At 67.7% G+C, this 12,987-nt stretch carries 12 protein-coding genes and 1 riboswitch; of the genes, 5 read left to right on the plus strand and 7 right to left on the minus strand.

Going from position 1 to position 12,987, the window contains the following annotated elements; all coding sequences use genetic code 11:
- The first annotated feature begins 151 nt into the window (after positions 1-151).
- Together Q0X61_RS06055 and Q0X61_RS06060 are read left to right on the plus strand one after the other, a co-directional pair.
- A complete protein-coding gene (locus tag Q0X61_RS06055; RefSeq protein WP_297741326.1) occupies positions 152-802 on the plus strand; it encodes a precorrin-8X methylmutase in 651 nt (216 codons plus the stop codon).
- Positions 792-1,937 (plus strand): cobalt-precorrin-5B (C(1))-methyltransferase, encoded by a 1,146-nt coding sequence (locus Q0X61_RS06060; protein WP_297741329.1) that lies wholly within the window; start codon positions 792-794, stop codon positions 1,935-1,937. The genes Q0X61_RS06055 and Q0X61_RS06060 overlap by 11 nt, the downstream gene beginning before the upstream one ends.
- Before the next feature lie 8 nt (positions 1,938-1,945).
- On the opposite strand, the gene Q0X61_RS06065 is transcribed toward Q0X61_RS06060, so the two are convergent.
- From Q0X61_RS06065 to Q0X61_RS06085, 5 genes are all read right to left on the minus strand, one after another.
- The gene (locus Q0X61_RS06065; RefSeq protein ID WP_297741331.1) at positions 1,946-3,178 is read right to left on the minus strand and encodes a CbiX/SirB N-terminal domain-containing protein; all 1,233 of its coding nucleotides are present in this window, start codon (positions 3,176-3,178) and stop codon (positions 1,946-1,948) included.
- The gene (cobJ, locus tag Q0X61_RS06070) at positions 3,178-5,610 is read right to left on the minus strand and encodes a precorrin-3B C(17)-methyltransferase (RefSeq protein WP_297741333.1); all 2,433 of its coding nucleotides are present in this window, start codon (positions 5,608-5,610) and stop codon (positions 3,178-3,180) included. The genes Q0X61_RS06065 and cobJ overlap by 1 nt, the downstream gene beginning before the upstream one ends.
- Positions 5,607-6,467 carry a precorrin-4 C(11)-methyltransferase gene (gene cobM / locus Q0X61_RS06075; RefSeq protein ID WP_297741335.1) on the minus strand — a complete coding sequence of 287 codons (861 nt, stop codon included), beginning with the start codon at positions 6,465-6,467 and terminating at the stop codon, positions 5,607-5,609. The genes cobJ and cobM overlap by 4 nt, the downstream gene beginning before the upstream one ends.
- Positions 6,464-7,204, minus strand: a complete 741-nt coding sequence (gene cobI, locus Q0X61_RS06080) for a precorrin-2 C(20)-methyltransferase (RefSeq protein WP_297741356.1) — start codon at positions 7,202-7,204, stop codon at positions 6,464-6,466. Before cobI ends, cobM begins: the two co-directional genes overlap by 4 nt.
- A 38-nt stretch (positions 7,205-7,242) precedes the next feature.
- Positions 7,243-7,371: riboswitch (cobalamin riboswitch) on the minus strand.
- Positions 7,351-8,802, minus strand: a complete 1,452-nt coding sequence (locus Q0X61_RS06085) for a cobyric acid synthase (protein ID WP_297741337.1) — start codon at positions 8,800-8,802, stop codon at positions 7,351-7,353. (Overlaps the previous riboswitch by 21 nt.)
- Positions 8,803-8,845: 43 nt before the next feature.
- On the opposite strand from Q0X61_RS06085, the gene cobO reads away from it, so the two are divergent.
- From cobO to cobA, 3 genes are read left to right on the plus strand one after another with little or no spacing between them, the layout of a single operon-like run.
- Positions 8,846-9,424 (plus strand): cob(I)yrinic acid a,c-diamide adenosyltransferase, encoded by a 579-nt coding sequence (cobO, locus tag Q0X61_RS06090; RefSeq protein ID WP_297741339.1) that lies wholly within the window; start codon positions 8,846-8,848, stop codon positions 9,422-9,424.
- Positions 9,418-10,773, plus strand: a complete 1,356-nt coding sequence (locus Q0X61_RS06095; RefSeq protein WP_297741341.1) for a cobyrinate a,c-diamide synthase — start codon at positions 9,418-9,420, stop codon at positions 10,771-10,773. Before cobO ends, Q0X61_RS06095 begins: the two co-directional genes overlap by 7 nt.
- The gene (cobA, locus tag Q0X61_RS06100; protein WP_297741343.1) at positions 10,773-11,522 is read left to right on the plus strand and encodes a uroporphyrinogen-III C-methyltransferase; all 750 of its coding nucleotides are present in this window, start codon (positions 10,773-10,775) and stop codon (positions 11,520-11,522) included. The genes Q0X61_RS06095 and cobA overlap by 1 nt, the downstream gene beginning before the upstream one ends.
- Here the strand turns inward: cobA and Q0X61_RS06105 are convergent.
- Complete coding sequence (locus Q0X61_RS06105) at positions 11,503-12,243, minus strand: cobalt-precorrin-6A reductase (protein ID WP_297741344.1); 741 nt, start codon at positions 12,241-12,243, stop codon at positions 11,503-11,505. The two genes, cobA and Q0X61_RS06105, sit on opposite strands and share 20 nt — an antisense overlap.
- 91 nt (positions 12,244-12,334) lie before the next feature.
- The coding region (locus Q0X61_RS06110; protein ID WP_297741346.1) for an endonuclease domain-containing protein at positions 12,335-12,987 on the minus strand (653 nt) is incomplete at its 5' end.

Genomic DNA, 12,987 nt, shown 5'->3' on the forward strand with positions numbered 1-12,987 from the left:
CAATGGGGCGATCACAGTGGCGCGACCGTGCTGGCTTGCCCAGCTTCCTCGCAGATTCACCAGAGATTCAGTGGTAATGCTGAGCTTACACCACGGCCTTTTGCAAAGATCAGGTGTCCCGCCGTAACGGTTCACGCGCTACGGTTACGGTGTGCAGTACGACTATCTGAAGCTCGGTTCCGACATCTACCGTCGATCATTTGAGATCATCCGCGAAGAGGCGAACCTTGAGCGTTTCCCCGCCGACGTGGAGCCCGCCGTCGTGCGAATGGTGCACGCCGCGGCAGATCCCGCCATCGCCGACATGGTGGCGTTCACCCCCGACGTTGCCTCGCGCACGCTGGCTGCGCTGGAAGCCGGCGCTACCATCCTGTGCGACTCGTCGATGGTAGCCACCGGCATCATCCGCTCACGGCTGCCTGAGGGCGCACAGGTGGTGTGCCACATCAAAGATCCGCGCCTGGTGCAGCTCGCGGAGGAACAGGGCACGACGAAAACCGCGGCCGCGGTGGATTTATGGCAGCGCGATGGGCTGCTCGACGGCGGCATCGTCGTAATCGGCAACGCCCCCACCGCTCTCTTTCGCACCTTGGAGGTGTGCCACGCCACCGGCGCACGTCCAGCCGCGATCGTCGGCATCCCCGTCGGGTTTGTGGGTGCGGCGGAATCGAAGCAGGCGCTGGTTGACGACACGCTCGGCCTGGAGTACCTCACGGTGTTGGGCCGCCGCGGCGGCTCGGCGATGGCTGTGGCTGCCGTGAATGCCATGGCCAGCGCAGCCGAAACCACGAATGACCGCTGACGAACAAGCTCGCTTGGCCGCAGAGGGGCGCGACGCGCTGCGTCCCCGCGGGCGTGCCGCCCAGCTGGAGCATTCCGAGCTCCGTCCTGGCTGGACGACGGGCGCGTGTGCCTGCGCGGCAGCCACGGCGGCCTTCGAGGCCCTACTGACCGGCGACTTTCCCGACCCCGTCGAGATCACCTTGCCCGGTGGGCGCACACCCGCGTTTGCGCTCACCCAAAGCCGCCTGAACGACGGCGAGGCGATGGCGGCCATCACGAAGGATGCCGGCGACGACCCCGACGTCACCCACGGCGTGGTGGTGCGCGCCACGGTGCGGCGCACGTCGGAAGGTGCAGGTGTGAGCTTCGTGGGTGGCCCGGGCGTCGGCACTGTCACGTTGCCGGGGCTGCCACTGGAGGTGGGCGAGCCGGCCATCAATCCCATGCCTCGGCAATACATCACCGACAACCTCGCAGCCGTGGCCCATCGCCATGGCGTTGACGCCGACGTCGAGGTGACCATCAGCATCGACGACGGCGAACGCGTCGCTCAGCGCACCTGGAATGCCCGCATCGGGGTGCTGGGTGGGCTCAGCGTGCTCGGCACGACGGGCGTGGTAGTGCCCTATTCCTGTTCGGCATGGATCGCCTCCATCCACCGCGGCATTGACGTCGCCTGCGCCAGGGGCGCTAGGCACGCGGCGGCCTGCACAGGCTCCACGTCGGAGCGAGTGGCCGAGGAACTGTACCCCGGCATCGAGCTGCTCGACATGGGAGATTTCGCGGGTGCCGTGTTGAAGTATCTGCGCAAGCATCCCCTCCCGCGCCTCACCATCGTCGGAGGTGTGGCGAAACTATCGAAGCTCGCAGCTGGTTATCTGGATCTGCACTCTCACCGCACGCAGATCCAGCCCGTCCACTTGGTGCAACTGGTTGCCAGCGCGCACGCCAGTGAGGCGCTGCAGGCTCAGATCGCGGAGGTGCGCACCGTCGCGCACGCCGTGCAGCTCGCCGACGAGGAGGGCATCAACCTACCGCACCTCATCGCAGTATCTGCCCGTAAAGAAGCCCTCGACGTACTCAAGGGCTCCCCCGTCGAGGTAGAAATTGTGGTGGTGAACCGAGCGGGCGACATCCTCGCCCGCGTCGGTTGACCTCTGCGTTAGCCCTGCAGCGCTTTGAGCAGCGCGTCACGCACGCTGACAGAGCGCCGGGGGTTACGGTCGCCTACGACTGCGACGGTGAGCCCGCCCGCGGACGCGGTCGCCGGGGTGGCGGCGGATCCTTCCAGAGATTTATCCGCCCGCACGCAGAACGTGTGCCGGCGCTCGGCTTCCTCCGCCACCATCTGGTTGACCGCAGGGTCGTTGCTGGCGGCTAGAACATACCAGGCCTCGGCCACATCGTCGGTACGAACAGCGCGCTGCTCCCAGGCGATCGCGTTGCTCGCCGCGAGCCGGCCAACCTTGATGCCCACGTTGGGTGCCACCACTCGCACCTTGGCGCCGACGGCGAGCAGCGCGGGAATACGCCTTGCGGCCACGGCTCCGCCGCCGACGACGAGCACGTCGCGGCCCGCGAGGGAGAGGCTCGATAGGTAGCCGGGCGCCCCGTCGTCCACACCTTCGGCGTCGAGCTGCTCCGCGTAACGATCCACCACGAGCTGGGCGAGCTCGTCGCAGTCTCCAATAACTTCGGCGACGCGCACCTCCACCTCCGGGTGTTGCTCGGCCCAGGCCTGCACTTGGTCGAAGGTCCACGTGCGCAGCTTGCCGGGGAACAGGAAATGCTGTGCGACGACGATCTGGGTGGCTCCTGCTGCCAGCGCCTTGTGCAGCGCCTCGGGAATAGACGGGCGCGACACCTGCACGAAGGCTGGCTCCACGTCGGCGAGTTCGCTTTCCTCCATGACGGTGCGGGTGAGGCGATAGTGCTCGGCGTTGGCTTCGGTCACCAAGTTGCCTCGCCCGACGAGCACCCCCACCGTGTCCTTGGCACGCCAGGTGCTCATCGCTTCGCGCATGCGTTGCAGCAACGCGTCGAGCAGCAGCGGGCTGGGCAGCAGCGGCTGCGCGTAGCGCACGTCAGCGTCGCCGCGCCCCTCGTCGAAGGCCTCCGGGATGTCTTGCCTCACGTGCCCGCCGGTGGCGAGCATGAGGGGTACGACGACGGCGTCGGTGTCGCCGGTGATCTCGCGCCCGTCGAGTGCTTCGCGCACCGCCTCAGCGATGGTGGGCTCCGCAAGTTCTACGAACCCGAGGGTCACGCGTCGCCCCGGCAGCATGGACCGCACCCGATCCACCAGGGCGCGGCAGGCCTCAACGCCGTCGGCGTCACGGCTGCCATGGGCGGCGATAATGAGCGGCACGTCGCCGGTCACGTCAGCGATCTTCATCAGCAGTTACCTCCTTGTATTCTGCCCATCCACTGATAGTCGCGCGGCGTCACGATGGCTTCGTCACCATCGCCTGTGGGCACCACCTTCGTGCTGGATGAGCCGACGATCACGATGGTGTGCATGTCCACCCACTCCGGGTCGAACGTCTCGAACGTGCCCCACCGGATGCGCTGCTTCTTACGGAAGGCCTCGTAGACCGCCATCACGGGCGTTGTCGCCGGGCGTTTCGCGCCCAAAATCTCCAGGGCGCGAGGCAGGTGCCGTGTGCGTTTGCGCGACCTCGGGTTGTACAGCGTCACCACGAAATCGCCCTCCGCGGCGGCCTCTAGCCGTCGCTCGATGTCTTCCCACGAGGTGTGCAGGTCGGACAGCGAGATGGTGACGTGGTCGTGCCCGAGGGGTGCGCCCAGCAGCGCCGACGCGGCAAGCTCCGCTGTGACGCCGGGGATGACGCGCACGTCGACACCCTCGGTGCCCGACTCCAGGGTAGGCGAGGCCATGGCGTAGATCGACGGGTCACCCGACGACACAAAGGCCACTGCGTGCCCGGCCCTGGCGCGCTCGATGGCCAGCGCGGTGCGGTGAGCCTCGGTGCCCATCTTCGTGGCCGCTACCTCGGCGTGCGGCGAGATGAGGTCCTTAATCTGGCGCACGTAGGGGATGTACCCCACCACTACGGATGCGGTCTCGATGGCGCGCCGCGCCATGGGTGTGAGGAGGTCGCGTGAGCCGGGCCCGAGGCCGACGACGCGCAACTCGCCGCGCGCGGGCAGACGCCCGATCGCGCAGGTGGCTTCCGTGTTCTTCTGCTTCGGCACGACGATCGACGCGCCACGCGCCATCACGGACGCCTCGCTGACGCTGGGAGTGCCCACCTCGTCGGCGACCACCGTCGACGGCGTTGGCACGTCGCGGTCGCGAAGTTCAGCGGCCTCGTAGGTGACGAACGGCACGCCCAGTTTCTTCGCCAGCCGGACGAGGGCACCTTCGTGGGCTTTCACGTCGATGCTGGTGAGTGCGGTGACGCTGTGCGGCGAGAGGCCGGCCTCGGCGAGGGTCTGCTCGAACAGGCCATGCACCTCCGCATCTGGTGCGCCACGGTTGCAGCCCATACCCACCACGAGCGACGCTGGGTGCAGTACCACGCGCGGCACGCTCGGTGCATCCAGGGCCTGCTCGTCGCGATCCGTCACGACGATCTCGCCTGCCGGCTGCGTGCCTTCCTGCAGCTCCTCCGACACGTTCGGGGGCAGCGGGGGCAGGGGCCAGAGCGCGTCGCGCACCAACCGGATGGGTTGCCCGTCGAGCATGGCTCCGGTGACGGCAGCCACGTCGCCGCTGTGCGCCCAGCCGAGCGTGTCGAGTGCGGGGATGCCCAACGAATCCGTGGCGGTGGTCACCACCGCCTGGCCACCGAGGGCCGTCGCCACCTCTTCTGCTAGACGGTTTGCGCCTCCCACGTGGCCGCCCACCAGCGGCACCGCGAAGTGGCCGCCCTGGTCAACCACGACGACGCCCGGATCGGTCTTCTTCGACGCCAGCATGGGCGCAAGGATGCGGGTGGTGGCGCCGAGCGCCAAGTGGGAGATGACCATGTCACAGGAGTTGAACGCCTCGACGAGCCCCTGAGTGGCGGAGCCATCAAAGCGCACGGTCTCCACGCCGAGCGCCTGTTCGATACGATCCGCGTTGCGACGGGCAGCGTCGGAGCCCGTCACCTGGCCGATGCGCACGCCCTCCCAGCCGTCGTCACCCACGCGCTCGTGCGCGACGTCAGGAGCTGCAGCGGGGCGGGGCTGGGTGCTCACCACGGCGTCGTCGTCCCAATCCGCCTCGGGATGGTGCTCCAACACCAGCACAACGTTCGGGTGACGGACATCGTCGAGACTTCCCAGGGTGGGGCCGTCGAGCACGCGAACGCGCTCGTCGCTCTCCCCCAGGCGCTCGGCGAGCACGTAGCTGCGGTCGAGATCTGCGAGGGGTTCGGTGAGCGCGGAGAGCGGCTCGCGCGGGTCGGTCATCACCGCCACCTTCGCGAAGCGGCGAGCTGCGGTAATGGCCGCGTCGACGGGCCGGCCGTGCGCAGACACGGTAATGGCGTCATCCCAGGGCAGCCCGACGCGCGCAAACGCCTCTGCTACGGACGAGGCTGCCGTCACCACGCGAGGGCGAAGCCCGAAGGAGCGAAGCTTACGCACCACACCGAACCACAGCGGGTCACCAGAAGCGATCACCACCACGTCGGTGTCCTCCGGCAGCTCGCGGATGCGTTCTACCGCCGGAGTGAGCGCGCCGAGCACGATACGTTTGGGCTCTGGCACGTCGAGCTCATCGAGATGCCTGGTGCCGCCCACTACGACATCGGCGCGGGCGGTGGCGCGACGAAGCTCGTCGCTGGGCGTGCCGAGGTGTCCATACACAGTAATCATCGACGGTCTTCCTCCAGGTTGTAGGTGGTTGCGCCCTCGGCGCGAAGGGACTGTTTCGCCTCGCTATCGGCCGGGCGATACTCATGCCGAAAGCCTGGGTGATACAGGTGGGAACGTTTCGCGGCGCGCGTGGTCGACAGCGCCGGCCCCACGAGCACGACGGTGTGTTTCCACAGCTTGTTGGCCTTCATCGTCGCTGACAATTCGTTCAGCTCACAGCGCCACATCTGCTCGTCGGGCCAGGTGACACGGTAGCCGATGATGCAGGGGGTGTCCGGGGGGTAGCCGCCGGCGAGCAGCTCTTCTTGCAACTGTTTGTTGCGCGCGGCGGAGAGGTAGAGCGCCATCGTCGTGCCGTGAGCGGCGAAGGAGCGAACGGTTTCGCCATCTGGCATAGGAGTTCTGCCGCCCTCCAACCGAGTGAGGATGAGCGACTGCGCCACCTCGGGGAGGGTAATTTCCGCGTCCATGCGCGCAGCCGCGGCGCTGAAGGCGGAGATGCCGGGCACGGTTTCGGTGGCGATGCCGATCTGCGCGCAGAGGTCGCGCTGTTCTTGGGTGGCTCCGTAGATGTCCGGGTCGCCGGTGTGGACCCGCGCGACGAGCAACCCCTCGTCACGGGCTCGGGTGTAGAGCGGCACGAGGTCTTCCAACGGAATCGACGCGGAGTCGATCACTTCCGCGCCTTCCTTGTGGCCGGCGACGATACCGGGATGCACGAGGGAAGAGGCCCAGATGATGATGTCCGCTTCCGCGATGACGCGGGCGCCGCGCAGGGTGATGAGGTCGTCGGCACCCGGCCCCGCGCCCACAAACACCACGAGCCCCTCGGATGGGTCAAGGCGTAGTCCGCTCACAGTCGTCCTCCTGTCTTCGTGCGCGATGCCGGCGCGAGCACCGTCGAGAAATAGGGGGCCTTGCTCTCGTCGAGCTCGGCCAGGCGGGTGATGCGCTCATCGGGGAGGCCGACGTCGGTGCCGATGAGGGTGCTATCCAGTCGGCCCTGCTCAGCGAGCGCATCCTTCAACGCGGCGAGTTGGCGTCCGCCCTTGTAGATAGTGACGGTGTCTGCCACCTCGCACACTTGGCGCAGCGCCTCCTCGCCCACGGTGGCGGGCACCAGCGCGAGAATTTCCTGCCCCTCCACCAGCGGAGTGCGGCTGCGGGCGGCGATGGCCTGCATGGCGGTGATGCCCGGCACCACTTCTACGCTCACCTCGCGCTGGCGGCGTACCACGTCGCACAGGTACGAGAACGTCGAAAACACCGACGGGTCCCCCACCGTGGCGAGTGCGACGAGCTGGGCGCCACCTGCGAACGCGTCGAGCGCGACGGCCGCGGAGGCTTCCCACGCGTTGGTTCTGCGCTCGTCCACGCCGCGGCGCTGTGCCATCGAAAACGGCACGCGGTGAATCTGTTCGGCCTTGTGGGGAAGGTGTTCGACGACGATGCTCTCGGCCCTGCCCACGGTCCCTTCGCGCGCCTCCGTGGCGGGAACGAGAATGGCGTCGGCGGCGTCGAGCACCTGCAATGCGCGCAGCGTGATGAGCGCCGGATCTCCCGGCCCTACTCCTACTCCAGCGAGCGTAGGCATGTCTACAGATTCCACGTGGCCTCCTCGGGTGCTTCGCCCGTTCGACCCAGCCGATCCGAAGTTCCTGGCTTCCACATGGCGTGGTTACAGTGGCGGCACCGCTCCCGGATTTGCACCGGATTCCTTCAGCGTCGATCGGCTGACGATCAGTTGTCGTCGACGAGTCTACCCACTCGCAGCAAGGTGTCGATGTCGAGGTGTGCTTCGCAGGCGTCGGCGAGCGTGTCGATCATGTGCTCGCGTCGCCCGGCCATGCCGGGGGCAGTGGGGTCGGGCTGCCAGGGCGACCCCGTGCGGGCGGCCACCTCGCCAAGGAATGCGCGGCGGAACTCGTCGGATTCGAGCGAGCCGTGCATCATCGTGCCCCAGCACGCGCCCTCGTGCACGCCGTCGAGGAAGGGCTCCGCCCCCGGACGTGGAGCGCAGATGCCGTGGTGAATCTCGTAGCCGTTAACCTGGTGTCCCCGCCATGCCGACGAAGTGCGGGCGAGCACTTTCTCGTCGTGGAACTGTGTGTCCACCGGCAGCAGACCGAGGCCATCGCCCGTCTCACTGGCCTCCACGCCGTCGCGGATGGCGTGGCCGAGCATCTGGAACCCGCCGCAGATGCCCAGCACCGGCAGGCCCTGCATAGCGCGTTGCTGGATGGCGTCGGCGATGCCTGTGGAGCGGAGCCAAGCCAGGTCAGAGAGAGTGGAGCGCGAGCCGGGCAGCACCGCGAGGTCGGCAGCCAACACCACGCGGGGGTCGGTGGTGACGAGCACCTCCACTCCAGGTTCCTGAGCGAGCGCATCGACATCGGTGGCATTCGAGATGCGCGGCAGGCGCACGACGGCAACGCGCAGGCTGCCGTCGCGGGACGCTTCAGCGCGCCACCGGCCGACTGCGAGCGTATCCTCCCCGTCCAGCCACACCCCCGGCAGCCATGGCAGCGTGCCCAGGTGGGGCAGCCCGGTGCGCAAGGTGAGCTCGGCAAGACCGGGCGCGAGGATCGTGTCGTCGCCGCGGAACTTGTTGATGATGTATCCAGCGAGCAGGCTGCGATCTTCGTCGTCGAGGAGACCCCAGGTGCCGAAGATCGACGCGAGCACGCCACCGCGATCGATGTCCCCCACCAGCACCACGGGCAGACCGAAACGCCTCGCCAACCCCATGTTCACGTAGTCTCCGGCACGGAGGTTGATCTCGGCGGGGCTCCCCGCACCCTCGCACACCACAAACTCATGCCGGGCGGCGAGCTCGTCGTAAGCCTCCCACGCGGCGTCCGCGAGCGCCCGCCTACCGGTGGCGTACTGCCCGGAGTCGAGCACACCGCCCGGCTGGCCTCGCACCACGATAAAACTGCGACGGTCGGTGCCCGGCTTCAGCAGCACCGGATTCATCGCCGACGAAGGCTCCACTTCCGCGGCCAGCGCCTGCAGGTACTGGGCCCGACCGATCTCCGCGCCGTCGGCACAGACCATCGAATTGTTGCTCATGTTCTGGGCTTTGTACGGGGCGACGTCGATGCCGCGGCGCCTAAGCGCACGGCATAATCCCGTCACGACGAGCGACTTACCAGCATCCGATGAGGTGCCTGCCACCAAAATCCCAGCCATGTCCGTGAGCCTAGCGAAGGTGAAGTTGTGCAAGGATTGCTAGGTGCCAACGAGTAAAGAGCCCACCACTGCCGAGCTGCGACGCCGCCCCGTCGTGCTGGTGCACACGGGCGAGGGCAAGGGCAAGACGACGGCGGCCATGGGCGTCGCGCTACGCACCTGGGCACAGGGCGATTCGGTGGGTGTGTTCCAGTTCGTGAAGTCCGGCAAGTGGCGCACCGGCGAACACCTCGCGCTCACGACGTTGGCGGAGGCGGGCGGAGGCACCATCGAGTGGGAAACCCTGGGCCAGGGCTGGTCGTGGATTCGCACCCCATACTCCGAGGAGCAGCGCGCGGAGGCCGCAGCCGAGGGCTGGCGGTACGTCGCGGAGGGCATCAGCAACGAGCGTCACCGACTGTGGGTGCTCGACGAGTTCACCTACCCGATGACCTGGGGCTGGGTGGATCCGGCTGAGGTGGCCGACGTGCTGCGCTCGCGCCCTGGCCGCCAGCACGTCATCATCACCGGGCGCAACTGCCCCGACGAGATCGTCGAGGTAGCAGACCTCGTCACGGAGATGGTGAAGGTCAAACACCCCTTTGATAAGGGGCAACGCGGGCAGGCGGGTATCGAATGGTAACGCTTCCTAGAGTGCTGGTGGCCGCCCCGGCATCCGGGCATGGCAAGACGATGGTGAGTGTCGGCCTCATGGGTGCCCTGCATCGTCGCGGACTGGTGGTGGCGCCGGCGAAGGTGGGCCCGGACTACATCGACCCCGGCTACCACGCGCTGGCCACGAAGCGCCCATCGCGCAATCTCGACCCAGTGCTGTGTTCTCCTGAACTCGTCCCCCAACTGCTGCTGCGCGGCGCCACCGTTCCCACACCCGCGGATGTGACCATCATCGAGGGCGTGATGGGGCTGTTCGATGGCCGGGTTGGGCGTCACGGCGAGGGCTCTGCCGCGCACGTCGCCGCCCTCACGAACACCCCAGTCGTACTGTGTGCAGATGCGTCGCGCACGTCGCGCACCATCGCCGCGACGGTGGCGGGCCTGGCTGCGTTTGATACACGGATACGCGTGGCGGGAGTGATCTTCAACAAGGTGTCTTCGCCGCGGCAACGCTCCGAGATCTGCGACGCCATGGGCAGCGTCGACGTGCCGGTGCTGGGTTTCCTACCCAAGGACGAATCTGTCGAGGCCCCATCGCGGCATCTCGGGTTGGTGCCGGCAGCCGAGCGACCCGACGCCGCCGAGCGGCTCGATGGGCTCCTCAATCTCATCGAGGCCCACATCGATCTCGACGCCCTGCTCAACCTCGCCCGCAGCGCCCCACCCCTTCCCCATAAGGCTTGGGACCCCGCCGACGTGGTGCACGCCCCCAGCGCGCGTAGGCCCGTCGTCGCAGTCGCGGGCGGGCGGGCGTTCACGTTCCGGTACGCCGAAACGGTGGAGCTGCTGGAAGCAGGCGGGTGCATCGTCGAGGAGTTCGATCCGACGTCGTCCCAGCACCTGCCCGAGGGCACCGCAGGGCTCTACCTGGGCGGCGGCTTCCCCGAGATGCACGCGGCGGAGCTCGCCTCCAACCAGTCACTGCTCGACGACGTGCGCCGCGCCGTGGCCGACAGGGTGCCCACCGTCGCGGAGTGCGCCGGCATGCTCTACCTCGGCGAATCACTCGACGGTGTGCCCATGGCGGGAGCGCTGCCGCTACGCGCGGCGATGGGTAAGCGCTTGCAGATGGGGTATCGCGACGCGGTGGCCCTCGTCGATTCTCCCCTCGCCGGCGCCGGTGCCCAGGTGGTGGGGCACGAACACCACCGCACCACCGCGCAGATCGAGGCTCCCACCGGGTGGGACCTCGTCGGCCTGCATCGCGACGGCGTCGCCACCAGTTCGGTACACGCCAGCTACCTCCACGTGCATTGGGCAGGGCATCCGGCCTTAGCCCAGCGATTCATCGCAGCCTGCCACGAAAGGAACTTGTAATGGAATTCACACCTGGAACAGTCACGCTCGTGGGCGGCGGCCCCGGAGACCCCGATCTGCTCACCGTCGGCGGGCTACGCGCGTTGCGCGCCGCTGACGTCGTGCTCTACGACCGTCTCGCGCCCCTGGGCGCGCTCGACGAGTGCCGCGACGATTGCGAGCGGATTCCTGTGGGTAAGGTGCCGCGCGGCAAGTTCACTCCGCAGTCGGAGATCAACGAACTGCTCGTCGAGCACGCCCGCGCCGGCAAGGTGGTGGTGCGGTTGAAGGGCGGCGACTCCTTCGTCTTCGGCCGTGGCGGCGAGGAGTGGCAACACTGCGTGGCAGCCGGTGTGCCGGTGCAGGTGATCCCCGGAGTGACTTCGAGCGTTGCTGCACCCGCGCTCGCCGGCATTCCCGTGACGCATCGCGCCTTGTCGCGCGGGTTCAGCGTGGTGTCCGGCCATGTGCCCCCTGGCGATGAACGCTCCGACGTGAACTGGGCGGCGCTCGCACAAACACACACCACCCTCGTCATTCTCATGGGGGTGAAGCACCTGCCGGAGATCACGTCGGAACTGCGCGCCGCGGGCCTCGCGGACGACACCCCTGCCACCGTGATCGAGGACGCCGCCAGCGACGACATGCGTGTCGTGCACGGCACGCTCGCCACCATCGCGGAAGTAGCCGTAGAAGCCGACATCCGCCCACCGGCGATCACCGTCATCGGTGCCGTGGCTGGCGAGATTCTCACGCCCCACGCCGAGTAACCACGCTGAGCCAGCCCGCCGCCTCGTCGACGCTGCTGACCACGTCGCCTTCCACGTCGGGGCGGCGCAGCATCACCACCTGCACGCCCAGCTCGCGGGCGGCGTCGAGTTTGGCTGCGGTGTGGTCGCCGCCCGCGTCCTTCGTGACCAGCACACCGATCCGGTGTTCACGCAGGAGCGCACGTTCCTCTTCGAGGGTGAACGGCCCTCTGGTTTCCAAGACGTGCCACTGCGGCGGCCAAGGGAGGTTTCCGGCGAAGGCCACGCGGCACACCACGTCGTGTTCCGCTAGGGCGTCAGCGTACTCGAGGGAGTGCTGGCGCCCGACGGTGAGGAACACCGCGCCGCCGTTGGCTGCAGCCACGACGGCGGCTTCGGCGTGCGACGACACCCAATCCCAGTCGGCATCGCGCTCCGCCCAGCTCGGTCGGAGTAGCCGTATCAGCGGCACGCCCGTCGCTTCCGAGGCAGCCACGGCGTTGCGCGCCATCTGCGCGGCGAAGGGGTGCGTGGCGTTGACAACCGCGCGAATGTCCTTGTCACGCAGGTACTGCGCGAGCCCCTCCGCACCTCCGAAGCCACCGACGCGCACTGCCCCTGCCGGAACCACCGGCTGCTTCGTACGCCCTGCCAGCGACGACACCACATCAAGCCCAGCGTCCACCGCTGCCGCCGCAATGGCACGGCCTTCCGCGGTGCCGCCGAGTACCAGAATTCGCATACCTGCACGCTACCGGCCTCATCCGCGACTGAGCGCACGCCAGAGGCAGATTATGGTGCTCTCGGGCCCGTTTCTGCCATCTGCTGTGCGTTCAGTCGCGTCGAAGGCGCGCCATCACGGGTTTCGCGATCTCGATCAGCGTGCCCATGCTCGCGGCCGTGAAGCGCAGCACCGTCCATCCCCTATGCACCAGTTCCGCATCCCGCCGGCGGTCTGCCACAAACTGCTCGTAGTCTCGGTGAAACTCCCAACCGTCGAACTCCACGATGAGCTTGAGCCCAGGCCAAGCGACATCCGCGAAGATGATTGCATCCGTCAGGTTGATGAGGTAGTTACTCTTCCATCCTCCGATCCTTGCCTCACGCAGGAGCTGATGCCCCTGCCTTTCTAGATACGACCAGGGCTCGTCTCTGGATTCGATCAGCAGCCGCGCTGCTTCCTTGTTGCCGTCCCGCCCCGGGATGAGGCGCAACGCGCCGATGAGATCCCCAACCCGCACCGCCCTTCGCCTGAACGCTTCATCGATGGCGCTGGCCCCGTCTGTCGGGATCATCTGCAGCACCGCCAGCGGCGGTGCTGCGTAGCGAATCCCTGATCGCTCGATCACGAGCTCCTCTGGGATGTCACGCCGCCGGATCTCGAACTCAGACGGTGCGGATCGCATGTGTCGCCTGGAGCTGGCGTACACGGTGTCGGTGGGATGGTCTGGCCACCACGTTGCTTTCGCCGCAGTCGCACCCGTCA

This window comes from uncultured Tessaracoccus sp. (genome assembly GCF_947255005.1).
Taxonomy (GTDB): Bacteria; Actinomycetota; Actinomycetes; order Propionibacteriales; family Propionibacteriaceae; genus Arachnia.

Coding starts and splice junctions, on each gene's coding strand:
- Q0X61_RS06085 (WP_297741337.1), bottom strand. CDS start 8,802: ATGGCTGGGATTTTGGTGGCAGGCACCTCATCGGATGCTGGTAAGTCG.
- Q0X61_RS06060 (WP_297741329.1), top strand. CDS start 792: ATGACCGCTGACGAACAAGCTCGCTTGGCCGCAGAGGGGCGCGACGCG.
- cobJ (WP_297741333.1), bottom strand. CDS start 5,610: ATGATTACTGTGTATGGACACCTCGGCACGCCCAGCGACGAGCTTCGT.
- cobI (WP_297741356.1), bottom strand. CDS start 7,204: ATGCCTACGCTCGCTGGAGTAGGAGTAGGGCCGGGAGATCCGGCGCTC.
- Q0X61_RS06105 (WP_297741344.1), bottom strand. CDS start 12,243: ATGCGAATTCTGGTACTCGGCGGCACCGCGGAAGGCCGTGCCATTGCG.
- Q0X61_RS06065 (WP_297741331.1), bottom strand. CDS start 3,178: ATGAAGATCGCTGACGTGACCGGCGACGTGCCGCTCATTATCGCCGCC.
- Q0X61_RS06095 (WP_297741341.1), top strand. CDS start 9,418: ATGGTAACGCTTCCTAGAGTGCTGGTGGCCGCCCCGGCATCCGGGCAT.
- cobA (WP_297741343.1), top strand. CDS start 10,773: ATGGAATTCACACCTGGAACAGTCACGCTCGTGGGCGGCGGCCCCGGA.